The 16,622-nt window shown below is 37.7% G+C and carries 19 protein-coding genes; 9 read left to right on the top strand and 10 right to left on the bottom strand.

Annotated features, from left to right (window positions below; translation table 11 throughout):
• Window positions 1-173 precede the first annotated feature (173 nt).
• A complete protein-coding gene (locus CBF35_RS11295; protein WP_126781229.1) occupies window positions 174-566 on the bottom strand; it encodes a tautomerase family protein in 393 nt (130 codons plus the stop codon).
• Window positions 567-1,340, bottom strand: a complete 774-nt coding sequence (locus tag CBF35_RS11290; protein ID WP_126781227.1) for a DeoR/GlpR family DNA-binding transcription regulator — start codon at window positions 1,338-1,340, stop codon at window positions 567-569.
• Between the two features lie 244 nt (window positions 1,341-1,584).
• On the opposite strand from CBF35_RS11290, the gene CBF35_RS11285 reads away from it, so the two are divergent.
• The 9 genes from CBF35_RS11285 to CBF35_RS11245 are packed head-to-tail and all read left to right on the top strand — an operon-like array spanning window position 1,585 to window position 11,726.
• Window positions 1,585-3,045, top strand: coding sequence for a CoA-acylating methylmalonate-semialdehyde dehydrogenase (locus CBF35_RS11285; RefSeq protein WP_126781225.1), 1,461 nt, complete (start codon window positions 1,585-1,587; stop codon window positions 3,043-3,045).
• Between the two features lie 17 nt (window positions 3,046-3,062).
• Complete coding sequence (gene iolB, locus CBF35_RS11280; protein ID WP_126781223.1) at window positions 3,063-3,881, top strand: 5-deoxy-glucuronate isomerase; 819 nt, start codon at window positions 3,063-3,065, stop codon at window positions 3,879-3,881.
• A gap of 24 nt (window positions 3,882-3,905) precedes the next feature.
• Window positions 3,906-4,868 carry a 5-dehydro-2-deoxygluconokinase gene (gene iolC, locus CBF35_RS11275; protein ID WP_211345312.1) on the top strand — a complete coding sequence of 321 codons (963 nt, stop codon included), beginning with the start codon at window positions 3,906-3,908 and terminating at the stop codon, window positions 4,866-4,868.
• A gap of 13 nt (window positions 4,869-4,881) precedes the next feature.
• Window positions 4,882-6,795, top strand: a complete 1,914-nt coding sequence (iolD, locus tag CBF35_RS11270; RefSeq protein WP_126781219.1) for a 3D-(3,5/4)-trihydroxycyclohexane-1,2-dione acylhydrolase (decyclizing) — start codon at window positions 4,882-4,884, stop codon at window positions 6,793-6,795.
• 19 nt (window positions 6,796-6,814) lie between these two features.
• Window positions 6,815-7,840 (top strand): inositol 2-dehydrogenase, encoded by a 1,026-nt coding sequence (gene iolG, locus CBF35_RS11265; protein WP_126781217.1) that lies wholly within the window; start codon window positions 6,815-6,817, stop codon window positions 7,838-7,840.
• Between the two features lie 39 nt (window positions 7,841-7,879).
• Window positions 7,880-8,764 carry a myo-inosose-2 dehydratase gene (gene iolE / locus CBF35_RS11260; protein ID WP_126781215.1) on the top strand — a complete coding sequence of 295 codons (885 nt, stop codon included), beginning with the start codon at window positions 7,880-7,882 and terminating at the stop codon, window positions 8,762-8,764.
• A gap of 17 nt (window positions 8,765-8,781) precedes the next feature.
• The gene (locus tag CBF35_RS11255; protein ID WP_126781213.1) at window positions 8,782-10,377 is read left to right on the top strand and encodes a solute:sodium symporter family transporter; all 1,596 of its coding nucleotides are present in this window, start codon (window positions 8,782-8,784) and stop codon (window positions 10,375-10,377) included.
• 21 nt (window positions 10,378-10,398) lie between these two features.
• Complete coding sequence (iolG, locus tag CBF35_RS11250) at window positions 10,399-11,403, top strand: inositol 2-dehydrogenase (RefSeq protein ID WP_170174787.1); 1,005 nt, start codon at window positions 10,399-10,401, stop codon at window positions 11,401-11,403.
• 14 nt (window positions 11,404-11,417) lie between these two features.
• Window positions 11,418-11,726: a PTS sugar transporter subunit IIB gene (locus CBF35_RS11245; RefSeq protein WP_126781209.1), complete on the top strand. Its 309-nt coding sequence runs from the start codon at window positions 11,418-11,420 to the stop codon at window positions 11,724-11,726.
• 98 nt (window positions 11,727-11,824) lie between these two features.
• Here the strand turns inward: CBF35_RS11245 and CBF35_RS11240 are convergent, their stop codons facing one another.
• The 8 genes from CBF35_RS11240 to CBF35_RS11205 form a co-directional block, all read right to left on the bottom strand.
• Window positions 11,825-12,322, bottom strand: a complete 498-nt coding sequence (locus tag CBF35_RS11240; RefSeq protein WP_126781207.1) for a hypothetical protein — start codon at window positions 12,320-12,322, stop codon at window positions 11,825-11,827.
• Window positions 12,323-12,773: 451 nt separating this feature from the next.
• Complete coding sequence (locus tag CBF35_RS11235; RefSeq protein ID WP_228026101.1) at window positions 12,774-13,076, bottom strand: DUF4176 domain-containing protein; 303 nt, start codon at window positions 13,074-13,076, stop codon at window positions 12,774-12,776.
• Window positions 13,076-13,633: a lipopolysaccharide assembly protein LapA domain-containing protein gene (locus tag CBF35_RS11230; RefSeq protein WP_126781203.1), complete on the bottom strand. Its 558-nt coding sequence runs from the start codon at window positions 13,631-13,633 to the stop codon at window positions 13,076-13,078. Before CBF35_RS11230 ends, CBF35_RS11235 begins: the two co-directional genes overlap by 1 nt.
• Window positions 13,634-13,783: 150 nt before the next feature.
• A complete protein-coding gene (locus CBF35_RS11225) occupies window positions 13,784-14,302 on the bottom strand; it encodes a hypothetical protein (protein WP_126781201.1) in 519 nt (172 codons plus the stop codon).
• A 9-nt stretch (window positions 14,303-14,311) separates the two neighbouring features.
• A complete protein-coding gene (locus CBF35_RS11220; RefSeq protein ID WP_126781199.1) occupies window positions 14,312-15,568 on the bottom strand; it encodes a T7SS effector LXG polymorphic toxin in 1,257 nt (418 codons plus the stop codon).
• On the bottom strand, window positions 15,559-15,912 hold the full coding sequence (locus CBF35_RS11215; RefSeq protein ID WP_126781197.1) for a hypothetical protein: 354 nt from the start codon (window positions 15,910-15,912) through the stop codon (window positions 15,559-15,561). Before CBF35_RS11215 ends, CBF35_RS11220 begins: the two co-directional genes overlap by 10 nt.
• Window positions 15,913-15,922: 10 nt before the next feature.
• A complete protein-coding gene (locus tag CBF35_RS11210) occupies window positions 15,923-16,174 on the bottom strand; it encodes a hypothetical protein (RefSeq protein ID WP_126781195.1) in 252 nt (83 codons plus the stop codon).
• 82 nt (window positions 16,175-16,256) lie between these two features.
• Window positions 16,257-16,553, bottom strand: coding sequence for a WXG100 family type VII secretion target (locus CBF35_RS11205; RefSeq protein ID WP_126781193.1), 297 nt, complete (start codon window positions 16,551-16,553; stop codon window positions 16,257-16,259).
• Between the last annotated feature and the right edge of the window lie 69 nt (window positions 16,554-16,622).

Raw genomic sequence — 16,622 nt, 5'->3', positions numbered from 1 at the left:
ATCTTCCTCCCTGAATTGGTCTTAGCAACTTTATTCTAACTGGAAAGTTCATATGTTTCTATTTTTTTGTGTAAAAATAGGCGTGAATGAATTTCTTCATCCACACCAAAAATTATACAGCCAAAATCTTTCAGGGGTTTTTGAGTTGTTTGTAATAGCTAAAAGAGTTAGTTCTATGCCAATTCTCCAGTTAAAAACTGAGCTCGACCATGTGAGAAGGACCAATCTTCATCCTCATTGATCGTAAAATTAATCATTAAGTCTTCTGGCCGTAAACCAATTTGACTTGTTAACTCTTCTTGGAGACGACGATAGAGGCTTTCTTTTTGGACTCGTGTCCGAGAGCGGCTAGTAATCGACAGTAAAACCACAGCCTGAGTTCGTTCAAAGCCTAAGCCGGTGTCAGCCATCTGCATCTCGTAAGGCTCATGTTGAGTCACGATTTGGTAACGATCGCCTTCAGGAATGTCTAATGTTTCTAAGAAAACCTGGTGACAAATATCTAAGAGTGTCGTGATTTCTTCTGGACTCCGACCTTTAATTAAATCAAATTTTACTAAGGGCATTTAATTTCCTCCATTTTTAGATGAAACGTTAATCGCTTCAATTTGGTTAGTAGTTAAAAAGTCTTGATACGTTTCATCAAAGATGTAATCTGTAAAAATCTTATCAACGGACTCCAAGGGGGCATAGGTCAATAAGGTTGATTTTTCAAACTTTGTAGCATCTGCTAAGAGATAAGTTTCAGTTGTCTTGTTAACAACTTCTTTTTTGAGTTCATACTCCATCAAGTCGGAATTCATTAAACCATTTGTCATTGAGACGGCTGTTGCCGCCATAAAAGCTTTCGAGATATTGTATTTATTAGTGACTTGCTCAGGGGTAGTCCCAACAAAGGAGCGGGTTGATTTTTTAAACATATTACCTAAAATCAAAATATCAACATTACTAAGTTTTTCGGCTTTTAAAATCACATCTAAACTATTAGTAATTAAAGTAAAAGTGATATCAGCCTCTAAATAGTCTAAAAGATATTTTGTCGTTGTGCCGGAGTCAATGTAAACAATGTCCCCATCTGTAATTAGTTGAGCAGCGGTTTCGGCAATTTTTTGTTTAATCTCTTTATTTTCGATATTCCGGTGTTCAAAGGAAATTAGTTGGTTATTCGTAGTGCTAACACCACCATAAACTTTTTCAAACCGGGGATCATTTAAAACATCGGTAATGTCTCGGCGAATCGTATTCATTGAGACATTAAAGTGAGTTTCCAACTCTTTTAGCGTAACGTGTTCTTTTTCTAAGATATACTGCTTAATTAAATCATTTCTCTTTTCTTTCATATTATTTATCTCCATTATCATAGTTTCTGAATCATTCAATTAAACTTTATCATATTACTAAAACTTAATCAAGAGTTAACCATGATGTAGGCGGTCAACTTGGTTAACTTCCATAGAAATTAAAATATAACCGAAAAAAAGATTGACTATCATGGTTAAGTTGTGTAATATACGGGGTGAACATATCCAAGTTAACCAAAAGTTAACCAAGTTAGTGGTCAAATCAAAAAAATGGAGGTATATCATGACTGAAGTAAGAAAATTAAAGAATTTTGTGGATGGCAAGTGGGTCCCTAGTGTCACCGACAAATATGAAACTGTCATCAATCCCGCAACGAAAGAAGCCTTATGTCTAGTTCCTTTATCGACGAAAGCCGATTTAAAACAAGCAGCAGAGATTGCTCACCAACGCTTTTTAGAATGGAAAGAAGTTGCAGCCCCGCGCCGGGCTCGGATTTTATATAAGTTCCATCAATTATTAGTCGCCAATAAAGACGAATTAGCCCGTTTAGTGACACTAGAGAATGGTAAAGCCTTATCAGAATCTTACGGTGAAGTGCAACGTGGGATCGAAAATGTTGAGTTTGCAGCAGGTGCACCAACTTTAATGATGGGAGATAGCGCCTCATCAATTGCGACTGACGTGGAAGCTACGGTATATAAATACCCTGTGGGTGTTGTCGGTGGCATTACGCCTTTTAACTTCCCGATGATGGTTCCTTTCTGGATGTTTCCAATGGCGATTGCGACAGGTAATACGGTGATTTTGAAACCTTCAGAAAGAACCCCTCTATTAATGGAAAAAGTTGTGGAATTAATTATGGAAGCCGGTTTGCCAGCAGGGGTTTTAAACATTGTCTATGGGGCTCATGATGTTGTTAATGGGATTTTAGAACACCCAGAAATTAAAGCGATTTCATTTGTCGGCTCAAAACCAGTCGGTCAATACATCTATACAGAAGGTTCGAAAAACTTGAAACGAGTTCAAGCTCTAACTGGTGCTAAAAATCACACAGTCGTCTTAAAAGATGCAAATCTTAAAGACAGTATTCCAGCTATTGTTAGTGCCGCCTTTGGCTCAGCTGGTGAGCGTTGTATGGCAGCAGCTGTGGTTACTGTTGAAGCTGGAATTTATGATGAGTTTATGGACCAGTTAGTCGCTGCCACGAAAGAACTTAAAATTGGTAATGGCTTAGAAGATGACGTCTTCTTAGGTCCAGTCATTCGTGAAGATAACTTAAAAAGAACAATCGGTTACATTGAAACAGGCATAGCTGAAGGGGCAACCTTAGTCTGTGACGGTCGTGATCTTGAAAATAAGGAAGGCTACTTTGTGGGGCCGACGATTTTTGAAGGTGTAACGTCAGAGATGCGAATTTGGCAAGAAGAAATTTTTGCCCCAGTCTTATCAGTGATTAAAATCGCTGACTTAAAAGAAGGCATTGCCATTGCTAACCAATCGGAGTTTGCTAATGGGGCTTGTCTCTTTACGAATAACGCCTCCGCCATTCGTTACTTCCGGGAAAACATTGATGCCGGCATGTTAGGCATTAACTTAGGGGTACCAGCTCCAATGGCAATGTTCCCCTTCTCAGGTTGGAAATCATCTTTTTATGGAACCTTGCCAGCCAATGGTAAAGCCGGGGTTGATTTTTACACTCGCAATAAAGTTGTGACGGCCCGCTACTCACGGGGAGATATTTAAAAGAAGGAGCATTATTTATGGCAAATTTAAAAAGAATTCCTGTTAGTCAGCCATTGACAGAGGGAGTCATCCAACGACAACATGTGACTCGGGCAACAGAAGGCTTAGAGTATATTGAATTACGCTTATTAGAGTTTAGTGGTGAGAGCTGTTATGAAGAAAGTTTATCTGACTTAGAAGTCTGTGTCGTCGTCTTAACTGGGAAAGCAACGGTTTCTGATCAAGAACAGACCTTCACAGATATTGGGACACGGAGTACGGTCTTTGAAAAGATTCCGACAGATAGTGTCTATCTAGGCATTAATCAAAAGCTAACAATTAAGGTGAGTAAGGCAGCCAAAGTGCTGCTTTGCTACTCACCAGCGAGTCAGCCTTTACCAACTCAATTGATTCCCGCTAGTAGTAACCGTATCGAACAAAGAGGCATTAATAGCAATCAACGGTTAGTCCACAATATTTTAGATGATCAAAGCCCGATTTCCAATAGTTTAATTGTAGTGGAAGTCTTTACTGATAGTGGCAACTGGTCAAGTTACCCGCCTCATAAACACGATCAAAATAATTTACCTTATGAGTCATTTTTAGAAGAAACTTACTATCATGAAATCAATCCTCAGCAAGGCTTTATTTTTCAACGAGTCTATACTGATGACCGCTCACTAGATGAAACCATGGCAATTGAAAATGAAACCGTTGTCTTAGTCCCAAAAGGTTATCATCCAGTAGCTGTTCCAGATGGTTACGATTCTTACTATTTAAATATTATGGCTGGTCCAATAAAAACTTGGAAATTCCATAACGAACCTGCCCATGAATGGTTATTAAACCGCAAATAAATCCCAGTTAGGAGCATCACAATGATAGAGAAAAAATATGATTTAATCGCTTTAGGTCGAGCTTGTGTCGATCTAAATGCTGTCGAATACAATCGTCCCATGGAAGAGACAATGACATTTAGTAAATACGTTGGTGGCTCACCAGCTAATATTGCCATTGGCGCTGCCAAGTTAGGCTTGAAATGTGGCTTTATTGGTAAAGTCCCAGACGATCAACACGGCCGTTTTATTACAAATTACATGGCAAAAGCTGGGGTTGATACGAGTCAATTCGTCTTAGACCGTGAGAACCGCAAAACTGGCTTAGCTTTTACGGAAATTTTAAGTCCTGAAGAATGTAGCATTTTAATGTACCGTGACAATGTGGCTGATTTATATTTAGAAGCGGCTGAAATTGATCCTGAGTACATTAAAGCCAGTCACATGTTAGTGATTTCTGGCACTGGTCTAGCTCAAAGTCCTTCCCGGGAAGCTGTCTTAAAAGCTGTAGGGATTGCCCGTGAAAATCACGTAAAAATCGTTTTTGAATTAGACTACCGACCTTATACTTGGAAAAATTCAGAAGAAACCTCAATCTATTACGCCTTAGTCGCGGAACAAGCGGATGTGGTTATTGGGACACGAGATGAATACGACATGTTAGAAAATCTGACAGGTGGGAACAATGAAACAACGGTCGATTATTTATTCTCATATCGACCAGAGTTATTAGTCATCAAACATGGTGTTCAAGGCTCTTATGCTTACACGAAAGCAGGGGGAACGTATCAAACGAAAGCTTATCAATCAAATGTCTTAAAAACCTTTGGTGCTGGGGATTCTTATGCGGCAGCCTTCTTATATGCCTTAAGTGCCGGCAAAGACTTACAAACTGCCTTACAATACGGCAGTGCCTCGGCGGCGATTGTCGTCAGTAAACATAGCTCATCAGAAGCCATGCCAACAGTTGAACAAATTGAAGCCTTAATGGCTGAACAAGCTGAGTAAAGGAAGTGAAAAGATGAGGGAAACGATTAAGTTAACGACAGCCCAAGCGTTAATCAAATTTTTAAATCAACAATATTTATCAGTTGACGGAGTTGAAGAGCCATTTGTGGCAGGGATTTTTAATATTTTCGGTCATGGTAACGTCTTAGGGATTGGGCAAGCCTTAGCTGAAAATCCGGGACATTTAAAGGTTATCCAAGGGAAAAATGAGCAAGGCATGGCTCATAGCGCCATTGCCTTCAGTAAACAAAAGTTACGTCAAAAAATTTATGGGGTGACAGCGTCTGCTGGTCCAGGTTCTGCCAACATGTTAACAGCAGCGGCAACGGCTCACGCTAATAATATTCCAGTCTTACTTTTACCAGCCGATACGTTTGCTAGTCGCCAACCAGATCCAGTTTTACAACAATTGGAACATGAAGGCAGTATCGCCACGACGACTAATGACGCTTTCAAAGCAGTTTCTCGTTACTGGGATCGCGTCCAACGACCTGAGCAGTTAATGCCGGCTTTAATTCGGGCTTTCGAAGTTATGACTAATCCAGCCACTGCCGGACCTGCGACGATTTGTATTCCTCAAGATACTGAAGGGGAAGCTTACGAGTACGACAGTCGTTTCTTTGAAAAACGAGTTCATTACTTAAACCGTTCAGTGCCAACTCAGCGGGAAGTCCTTGGCAGTGTTGAGAAAATCAAAGCTAGCCAACGACCGGTCATTATTGTCGGTGGTGGGGCTAAGTATTCCCAAGCCAGTCAAATTTTGCGAAGTTTGTCAGAAAAACACCAAATTCCTTTAGTTGAAACCCACGCTGGGAAAGCCACAGTTCCTTATGACTTTCCTTATAACCTTGGAGGGACCGGAATTTTAGGGACATCAGCGGCGAATCAAGCCGTAGCCAGTGCGGATTTGATTATCGGCGTTGGGACCCGTTATACCGACTTTATTACCTCATCGAAAACCGCCTTTAACTATGAGCAAACGGAATTTTTAAATATTAATGTCAGTCGCATGCAAAGTTATAAATTTGATGGTTTTCAAGTAGTAGCTGATGGGCGAGCCGCCTTAGAAGCCATTAGCCAAGAACTGGGAGACTATCACACAACTTACGGCACTGACTTAAGCCAGTGGCAAGAGGAATGGCAGATAGAACGCCAACGTCTACAGAATGTCAGCTTTAATCGTCAAGACTTTCAACCTGAAATTGCAGGTGATTTCTCCCAAACAGAGATGAATGAATACGCTGATCAATTAGGAACGGAGTTCGCTCAAACAGATGCCTTTATTACGATGAATGACACTGTCACTGAAGGCAGTATTGTCGTCGCCTCAGCGGGGTCTTTACCAGGAGATATGCAACGCTTATGGCAAACTAAAACCGAAAATACTTACCATTTAGAGTATGGCTATTCTTGTATGGGCTATGAAATCGCTGGGGCTTTAGGAGCGAAGTTAGCCGAACCCGAACGGGAAGTTTACGCCGTCCTTGGTGATGGCAGTTTCTTAATGCTCCATACGGAACTAGTGACAGCACTTCAGTATCAGCAGAAGATTAATGTCATGCTATTTGATAATGCTGGCTACGGTTGTATTAATAACTTGCAAATGGGTAATGGTAGCAGTAGTTATCACTGTGAACTCCGAGACGTGGACAATCAAATTATGACAATTGACTATGCAAAAGTTGCTGAAGGTTATGGGGCGAAAGTCTACCGGGTTAGTACCCGCCAAGAATTAATTGCTGCGATTACTGATGCTAAAACTCAAAGTCGCTCAACCTTAATCGATATTAAAGTCTTACCGAAAACCATGTCAGACGGTTACGGTGGCTGGTGGAATGTCGGACTGTCAGAAGTCTCAGAGTCGGCTGAGGTGCTAGCAGCAGCTCAAGCCCGTCAAGAAAAATTGCAAAGTGCTTGGAAGTATTAACAATCAAGGAGGACAAAAGATGACTACTGTCAAAATTGGTATTGTCGGTCTCGGGCGATTAGGTCAAGGCCATGCTAAGAACTTAGCTTTTAATATTCCCAATTGCGAATTATACGGGGCCTGTAGCCCGGTAGTGTCAGAGTTAGAATGGGCTCAAAGAGCACTAGGCGTCACTAAAACTTACACGGATTATGCTGATATGGTAGCCGATCCGAAGATCGAAGCAATCTTTATTGCCTCACCGTCAGGTTTTCATTGCCAACAAATTAAATTAGCTATGACCTATGGCAAACATGTTTTTTCTGAAAAACCAATAGGCTTAGATCTGGCAGAAATTGAAGAAACTTTAGCCGTCATTGCCGCTCATCCTCAACAAATCTTTATGTTAGGTTTTATGCGCCGTTACGATGAGTCTTATCAATATGCGAAAGGGCTTGTTGAGGCAGGAGAACTAGGGGAGTTAACTTTGATTCGAAGCTACGGTATTGATCCAAGTGAGGGGCTTGAAAGCTTTGTTAAATTCGCTGGAGCTAGTAATAGTGGTGGTTTGTTTGCTGATATGTCGATTCACGACATTGATTTAGTTCGCTGGTTCACGAATCAAGAAGTCGCAACTGTCTGGGCCATCGGTAAAAATGCCGCTTATCCAGAACTAGATGGGGTAGGTGAATTAGAAACCGGGGCCGCGATGCTCCAACTGACAGATAAGACAATGGGAATTTTAGTGGCTGGTCGTAATTGTCAGCACGGTTACCATGTGGAGACAGAATTAATTGGCACGAAAGGCATGTTACGAATTGCCCAAATTCCTGAGAAGAATCTAGTCACTGTGATGAACCAAGATGGGGTGGTTAGACCTTGTTCGCAAAATTTCCCAGAACGTTTTAAGCAAGCATTTATTAATGAAACGAAGGAGTTTGTTCGTTGCATACTAGCCAAAGAACAACCAAAAGTCACAGGTAATGACGGCTTGCAGGCGACGAAAGTGGCAATTGCTTGCCAAACATCTTATGAAGGACAGACCTTAGTTAAAGTTGAGTTGTAACAAATGTAACCGTTCTATTGATAATGAGGAGGAAGTAAAATGACAATCAAATTAGCAATTGCACCAATTGCTTGGACTAACGATGATTTACCAGAATTAGGCAGTCAAAATAGTTTTGAACAATGTATTAGCGAAATGGCCTTAGCCGGGTTTGTCGGCACGGAAATTGGGAATAAATACCCTCGTGATGTCACTGCATTAAAGAGTTACTTAGAGCCCCGGGGCTTAAGTGTTGCTAGTGCGTGGTTCAGTGCCTTTTTAACGACAAAGCCTTACGATGAGACGGCGGCTGCCTTTATTGAGCATCGTGATTTTCTCCATGGCATGGGTGCAGAAGTGATTGTCGTTTCCGAACAAGGTCACAGCATTCAAGGTCAAATGACAACACCAGTCTTTGATGAGAAGCCGATTTTTAGTCCAGAAGATTGGCAAAACTTAGCCAGTGGCTTAGAAAAACTAGGTGACTTAGCAGCTGAAAAAGACATGACTGTCGTGTACCATCACCATATGGGAACTGGGGTCCAAACAACTGCCGAAATTAAACAGTTAATGAGGATGACTGATCCCGCTAAAGTTAGTTTATTGTTTGATACAGGCCACTTAGTCTTCTCCGGTGAAGACCCAGTAGAAATTTACGAACTGTATCAGGACCGGATTGCCCACATTCATTTTAAAGACATTCGCTCAAAGGAAATGGCTGAAGTTAAAGCTGACAAAGCCAGCTTTTTAGCCGGCGTTAAAGCTGGCGTCTTTACAGTACCAGGGGATGGAATGATTGATTTTAAACCAATTTGGCAAGCGATTGAAGCGAGTAATTATACTGGCTGGATTGTCGTTGAGGCAGAACAAGATCCTGCCAAAGCGAATCCCTTCGTCTTCGCAAAAAAAGCCCGTCAGTACATTAAAGAAGTCACTAAACTATAAACTAAAGAGGTGTGCAAATGAATGTTTTTTCGGTAGTAAGTTTTGTTTTAATCATTGTTGCAGTTTGGCTTTTTGCTTTTAAACGTTCCCGTGGTGTTGATGTAACCGATTCTGAAGGCTTCTTTATGGGTGGCCGGAGCTTAACAGCCTTGCCAATTGCTGGCTCTATCATTATGACAAACTTATCCACAGAACAAATTGTCGGCCAAAATGGTCAAAGTTATGTGGCTGGAATGGAAGTCATGGCTTGGGAAGTCACAGCGGCGATTGCGATTGTCTTGTTAGCCGCCGTCTTCTTACCGAAGTATTTTAAATACGGAATTAATACTGTTTCCGATTTTATTGAAATTCGTTACGATACAATGACGAAACGGATTATCTCTGCCTTATTTATTATTACTTACATGACTTCCTTTCTACCAGTCGTCTTATATTCGGGCTCTTTAGTTTTTAACAAGATTTTTAGAATCGATGAACTCTTAGGCGTACGACCGATCACCTCGATTATTTTAGTCTCATTAGCCATCGGGATTATCGGGATTATGTACTTGTTAATTGGTGGTTTAAGTTTAAGTGCCAATAGTGACACAGTTTACGGCTTTGGTTTATTGATTTGTGGCTTACTCGTACCAGTTTTAGGTGTAATGAAACTAGGGAATGGTAACTTTATTGGTGGGATTGATTATATTGTTGATCAAACACCGTGGTTATTAAACTCTGTCGGGTCGATTGACTCCGCAGTCGTTCCTTGGCCAACCTTATTTACAGGGATGCTTTTCAATAACTTATACTTCTGGTGTACAAACCAGATGATCGTCCAAAAAGCCTTATCAGGTAAAAATTTAGCAGAAGCCCAAAAAGGGGCCTTTATGGTTGGTTTCTTTAAAGTCTTTGGGGCCTTGTTCTTAGTCTTCCCAGGGATTGTTGCTCGTAATTTATTTGGGGATACATTGTTGAAAAGTCCAGATAGCGCTTATCCAGCCTTAGTAACGGCAGTTTTACCGGAGATGATGTACGGGATTTTTGCAGCCGTTATTTTCGGCGCAATCTTGTCCTCCTTCTCAGGTGCCTTAAATGCCACGTCAACTTTAGTCTCATTAGATTTTTACAAACCAATTATCAATAAAAAAGCCACAGATGCTCAAATTACCCGAGCAGGGAAAATGGTAACAGTCATTGTTGGTGTGATTTCTGTGATTGTGGCACCTTTAATTTCCTTTGCGCCAGCAGGTTTGTATCAGTTCGTGCAAGAATTTAACGGTCTTTACAATATGCCTTTATTAGTCATTATCTTGTTAGCTTTCTATTCTAAGAAAGCTACAGCTTTATCAGCGAAAGTGACGATTTCAATGCATATTGTCTTATACGCCTTATCGAAAGTTTTCTTGAAAGATGTTCACTTCTTATATGTCTTAAGTTTCTTATTCTTCTTAGATGTCTTAGTCATGTTTTTAGTGTCAAAATGGAAACCAGCTGGGGACTTCGAGTTGAAAGTCTTTAATACGAAAGTTGATATTACCCCTTGGAAACACACAAAACTAGTTAGTATTGTCACAATTGTCATTGTAATCGTCACGTACTTAGCCTTCTCACCAGTCGGTTTTGCGCGCTAAAAAATAATAGGAGTTGAAATGATGAAAAAAGAATTAGTAGTTGGTGTGATTGGTGGCGGCCGAATCGGCAAGCTCCATACGAATAACTTAGTTCAAATGGCAGGTGTTAAAGTTAAAAAAGTCGCAGATATCTTTGCTGATAAAATGGTCGATTTTGAAAAAGAAGTAGGGGTCCCCTTAGTGTCAGACTTCGCTGAAATTTTAACTGATCCAGAAATTGATGCTGTCTTTATTTGTAGCCCGACAGATACTCATGCCGACTTAATTAAACAAGGAGCAGCCGCCGGTAAACATATTTTTTGTGAGAAGCCGATTAGCTTTTCGGATACTGAAACGTTAGCGGCCTTTGAAGAAGTCAAAAAAGCTGGCGTGAAATTCCAATTAGGGGTCAACCGTCGTTTTGATCGGAACTTCGCCCAAGTCAAAGAACATGTTACTAGTGGGGCCATTGGTGAGATTCAATTATTAAGAATTGATTCCCGTGATCCTGAAGCACCACCCTTAGCTTACGTTAAATCTTCTGGTGGTTTATTCTTCGACATGATGATTCATGATTTTGACATGGCCCGCTTTATTGCTGGCAGTGAAGTAACGGAAGTCTATGCCACAGGTGGGGTTTTAGTCAACGAAGAAATTAAAGGCATCGATGTTGATACGGCAGTGGTGACATTAATCTTTGAAAATGGCTGTCTCGGCGTTATTAGTAACAGTCGTCAAGCGGTTTACGGTTATGACCAACGAATTGAAGCCTTTGGATCAAAAGGAGCTTCCCAAGCAGAAAACGAATTAGTTAACAATGTTACTTTATCGAATGTGGAAGGGGTGCATAGCCAAAAACCCTTACACTTCTTTTTAGAACGTTACAATGACGCTTACATCGCCGAAGTTGAGGAATTTTTAACAGCGATTCGTAACGATACAGCGACACCTGTTTCCTTTGAAGATGGCATTATGGCTCAACGTTTAGCGTTTGCAGCTAACGAGTCATTAAAATCAGGTCAACCAGTCAAAGTTATTAAATTATAGTCAGGAGTGTCTTGATGGAAAAAAGTCTCTTATTTGTGTGTGAGTCAGGTATTAGTGCGTCTTTATTTGTATCAAAAATCTTAGAAAACATTCGTGACAAAGGGCTAAATTATGACGTGGACTACGCGCCGGTCATGCGAGTAGAAGAGAAGTTAAATTTCAAAAATTATGAGTTCATTTTACTTTCTCCTCAAGTTCATCGCTACGAAGCAGAACTAAGGGAACTCTTACTTAAAGTCAAATGTACTTCGAAAATTATTGGCATTACAGCAGATGAATTTATGACGATGAATATTGAGAAAATTATGAGTCGTTTAGAGTAATAATAAAAAAGCAGTCGCTGAAGCGACTGCTTTTTTTGCCCTACAATATATGATAGTAAACAAATTGTCTACAACCATATTATAGGAGCCCATATTTTTTAATTTCCATACCATTCTTTTTTTGAATAGTTATATCTTTCTCTAAAATCTTCGGCATTATTTTTTACTACGTTGGCAATTACATAACTTTTTGCATCATATAAAAAGAATGTCGGAATTAACGTTATCGATAATAACATAGGTATCTCTATAAATATCCCTATTAAATTATCTAAGACAGGTTCATTAATAACCGGTTGAGAATTCACATAATCTGATAACCACCATCTATTTAGTCTATAAAATGTAACAGATAATAAAAGTAAGGATACTAGGATTCCTGTTATTCCCATTATTAAAGTTAAAAGTTTAGAAAGCTTATAGCTCTTGTTAAACCTTCGAGTTACTTCCGATATAATCATATTCTTCTCTACTGTGTAATATAAATAGAAAAAAACAACTATAGACATTGTAAGAACAAAAAAATAAATCAAATATCCACCTTTATCTATGCCATATCCTATAAAGAAAATTGAGAAATAGGTATATTTAACCATTAAATACCTACTGTCTTCATAATTACAATGATAATAAGTTCTGTTAGAACTTGCTAGTAAACTTATTAGAAACATAAGTGGGAGCGATATGCGTACTAGATAATATATATACTTTTTAGTCTTTATAGACAACTTTAGATTTTCGTCACCAAACATAATGTATTTAAGATCTTCATAATAAATCCCATTATTGAGCTCATCTGAGCTCAAGTTATTAATATATGGACAATCTTCCAACCTATACTTTTTAAGCATTCAACATCCTCTATTTTCCCAAAAAATATTTTTATTGATATTTGGATTAGCATTAGGACTACCAAAAGTAGATAAAAATCCTAGTTTATACTCACTATTAGGTATTTTCTTCAATACATAAATATACGATAAACCATCGCCTTGAGAAAAGTGGTTAAGTGTCCTTAGTCCATCCGCGTCCTCATGTGATAAAAAACTAATCAAGTGCTTCTTTTATATTTATTTTTTTATATGATGTTGTTTGAATTTGTTCTAAAATGTTTTTTCTTAATTCTATTTCTTCTAGTGATTCATATCCTGTGAAGATAACTTTTTTTATGTCTTCTTGATTAAAGAAATAATTTTCCTCGCTTGTCATTCCTTGCGGATAAAGACATCCAGCATAATCAAAATAGCCAATTTCTCCTTCATTATCATACAAAGGGTATCTAGCTGTAATCATCAATTCTTGTGTTCCATTTTCTAAGATTATAATTGTTCCTATTGGTAATAATTTCATTATCTAATTCCTTCTTTCATACAAATATTATTTTTCATCATTATGATAAAAAAAGAATTGTTTTTTTGTATCGGAGCACTAAAGTTAAAACAATAAGTCAACAAAAATGATAAAATTAATGTTCCAAAAAGATTTTTGGTAGTGTTGCTAAAGTAAAATGTTACTGCTATTACGAATAATAGAATCACTCCTACAATAAGTAATTTAATTTGATTAGATAGTAAAGCTTTGCCCAGCGCGATATACTCTTGTTTTTTTTCATAAGAGTTGTCTGCTTTTTTTAATGTTCTTGATTTATTATGCTGATCAAAGACATAAAATAATAAGCCTAAACATACACCTACAAAAATTGCTATAAATATTACTAACGAAAATGGATGTGTTATTTTTGTTTCTGTAAATCTTCTCATAAAAACTGTAAATAATATTGATAATAAATATATACTTTTGGGAGTACTTTCTTTTCTTTTTAAAAAGCAGTTACGATTAACATCGTAATATATAGAATAAGTATTGTGATATTTAGTTGTTATTAAAACATATCTATTTTTAACCAAATAAATTTCCCACCCTTATATAACGGATCTATTACCCATTCATTGACAGCCCATCCAGATGCAACAACTACCACAATAGCTCCACTGGTAATTAGTTCAAATACTGTACCAGTCACTCGAATTCCTGATTTCTGACAAAATTAATTTTCATTATATATATTTATCTCTCAAAAAATCATATGTGTTTTTCCGTTTAAAAATACCAAAAAAATTAAACAAATAGATTTCAATTGTTGTAAGAAAAGATATGGAAATCAAACTAAAGATACTTTTATCAACTATACTTATAAGCAAGACTAACAATATAAAAATCGAATATACTGATATTATTTTAACTTGCTTTTTTAACTTTTCTTCACCTTGTAATATTATCTGGACAATTTCATCATTATTCAACTCTATTTTTTTTAATTGTATTGTATTTTTATAAAATACAGTTAATATAAAACCTATAAGAATTCCTACTAAAATAGAAATTAATATATATATATATATATTTCCTATAACATGCTTTTCTTTAGTATTTTCTATAAAAGGGATTGGAATTAAACTTATAAACACTAGATTCTTGTTGAAAGGTTTTATTTCTCTTTGTTGGAATTCACCGGTGTCTTCTTTTAAATAATATTCTTTATCATTTTCATTATTTGTACTTAAATATATACTCATCATATCACCTTATTTCCACACAGTTTTCCACTTATTTTTGATAGATTTTATTGCTTTGCCCACTGCATTTTTACCTCTATCATATCCAGTATCAATGACCCAGTTTACAACAGTACCAATAACAATACCCGATGCAATTGCTGGAAGTCCGGTTAATCCTATTCCTACGATTGCTGAACCTATTAATATTCCTCCAACAGCATGAGCTCCTGTTTTAACAAGAGCATCTGTAGAGTTTTCGCCATCCATTATCTGAGTACTATAATCGATTACTGATCCTATTATCGGCATCGTTTTAGATGCGTTTCCAAGTATTTTAGAACCTGAATATAACGCCCCAGATACTGGTGTTCCTAAACTTTTAGCAGATGTAGAGAAGAGTATTGTTCCTAACTCGTCACCATGTTCTTCTAATAGTGCAAGTGCCACATCTTGAGAAATTGGAAATACATTTTTTTCAAACCACTTTAATAATGCTTCTTCTTGTTTATTTTTGGGTAATCCGTCAAGTTCTTTATCTAACTCTATTTTTTGTTTTTCTGTTAAATTATTTTCTACATTCATAGTCATATTTTTAAATACAGCAGTATCACTTTCTGACTTATTTAATGTAAACCAACTTTTATCCGTTCCAACAGGTAAAACATAAGTACCATCACTTTTCACTATTGTGTTGCTTAAAACTAACACGCTTTGCATGGCAAGCTTTAAATCATTCAGACTTTGACTGAATAAGCTACTTGTTGACGAAGAGAAGGTCTGAAGTGCTTGCAGTGTCTTTTCTAATTTACGGATTTCCTCAGATAAACTGTCCGCAAAACGAGTCATTTCTCGTTGTGTGTTACGAATATTAGAAGACATTTCAGGTGTGTCTCCTAGCTTAATTTGATTGGCTAAAGTTGACACTGTGCTTAAAGCCGAACTCTTTTGATTTTTTTTGATTTCAATTTGTCGTTTTATAATATCTTCGTCTAAGTAACTACCTTCACTCTTGATTATATCATCTGCTGATTGATACGTTTGTAGTTCTTGAGCTAATTGGTCAAAGGCAGTTGTTATTTTTGAAATTGTAGGGATAATTAGGTCACTAAACAACCCTTTACCTGCGGTATAGGCAGCACCGGCTAACGTTTTTCCATCCACAGCGGCAACAATTTTCTGACTACCTGACTTCAATTGATCCGTGGTTTCTTTAGCACTGCGGATATTACTTCCTAAGGCACTAATTAATTGATCTGAATCAGCACTTGAATAGATTAATCCCATACTAATTCACTCCTTTTTCTCTGCAAGGCTTCTTTCTCATTTGCAATTAATTTGGTTTGTTTATTGTATTCTTGGTGGAAGTCTTCTTGTAACTTTCCTAACTGACGTCTAAAAAAAAGCGCCTGTTCTTCGTCTTTTTGTTGGATTATCACACTTTCTTTACCGCCAAAATGACTAATTTCTTGATTCAAATGAGTGAGTTCAAGATAGCCTCTCCGAAGGTTGGATTGAAGATTATCGAATGTTTCTTGAACTCTATGAGATTCATTTCTTAAATGGTCAGCTTTAGATTCTTGTCTTTGAATCTCTTGATTTATTTTTAATTGTTCTTGCTCTTTACTCATAATGGCCTCCCTAGAATGTCACTTGACTGTCGCGAATGGCAATCAGTTCAGCTATTTTAGGGAATTTTTGACTCTGACCTTGTACGCAATTGACCATTTCAGCTAAGTTTGTCATTACTTGATTGTTAACGGACATACCTGTTTTCATACTGGCGATGTTACTTTTTCCTAGAGTCACTTGTTGCCCTCGGCTAACAGAAGTGTTAGTAACACCTGTAATTGCAGAACTAGCAGAACTGGTATTTGACGCAACATTTCCCATTACAGCAACTCCTTTTAGTTATTTTTTACTAAAAAAGCGTTAGCTCAAGATGCTGCACAAACGCTTTTCCATCACTATTTTTTTAATTTAAACCGAAAGAACTCGCATCTTGTTGGTCACGTTGGGCAACTGTATCAGCATATTTGTTTAATTGACTGTTAATGCTAATCAATAATTCTTCCATTTTTTTAACATTTCCTTCTAATTGAGAGTATTGTTCTAAATATGATTGAAACGCTTGACCTTTCCACTCTTGAGCGATTTGTTGATTCATAGAATTTACTTTACGAATCGCATCTTGAATTTGTTGTTGTGATTGTGTGTACACCTTTGCTTGTGATTTCAGTTGTTCGGGTGTGACGGCAATTGCTCCTGCCATAATATTCTCTCCTTATCTATTGGTAAAATTGTGCTGCGCTAATCATTATACGGTAGTTAAAAAAACGAT

Source organism: Vagococcus salmoninarum (genome assembly GCF_003987495.1).
Taxonomy (GTDB): Bacteria; Bacillota; Bacilli; order Lactobacillales; family Vagococcaceae; genus Vagococcus_D; species Vagococcus_D salmoninarum.
The sequence above is the reverse complement of the archived record's forward strand: the minus strand, read 5'-3'. Positions and strand labels throughout refer to the sequence as shown.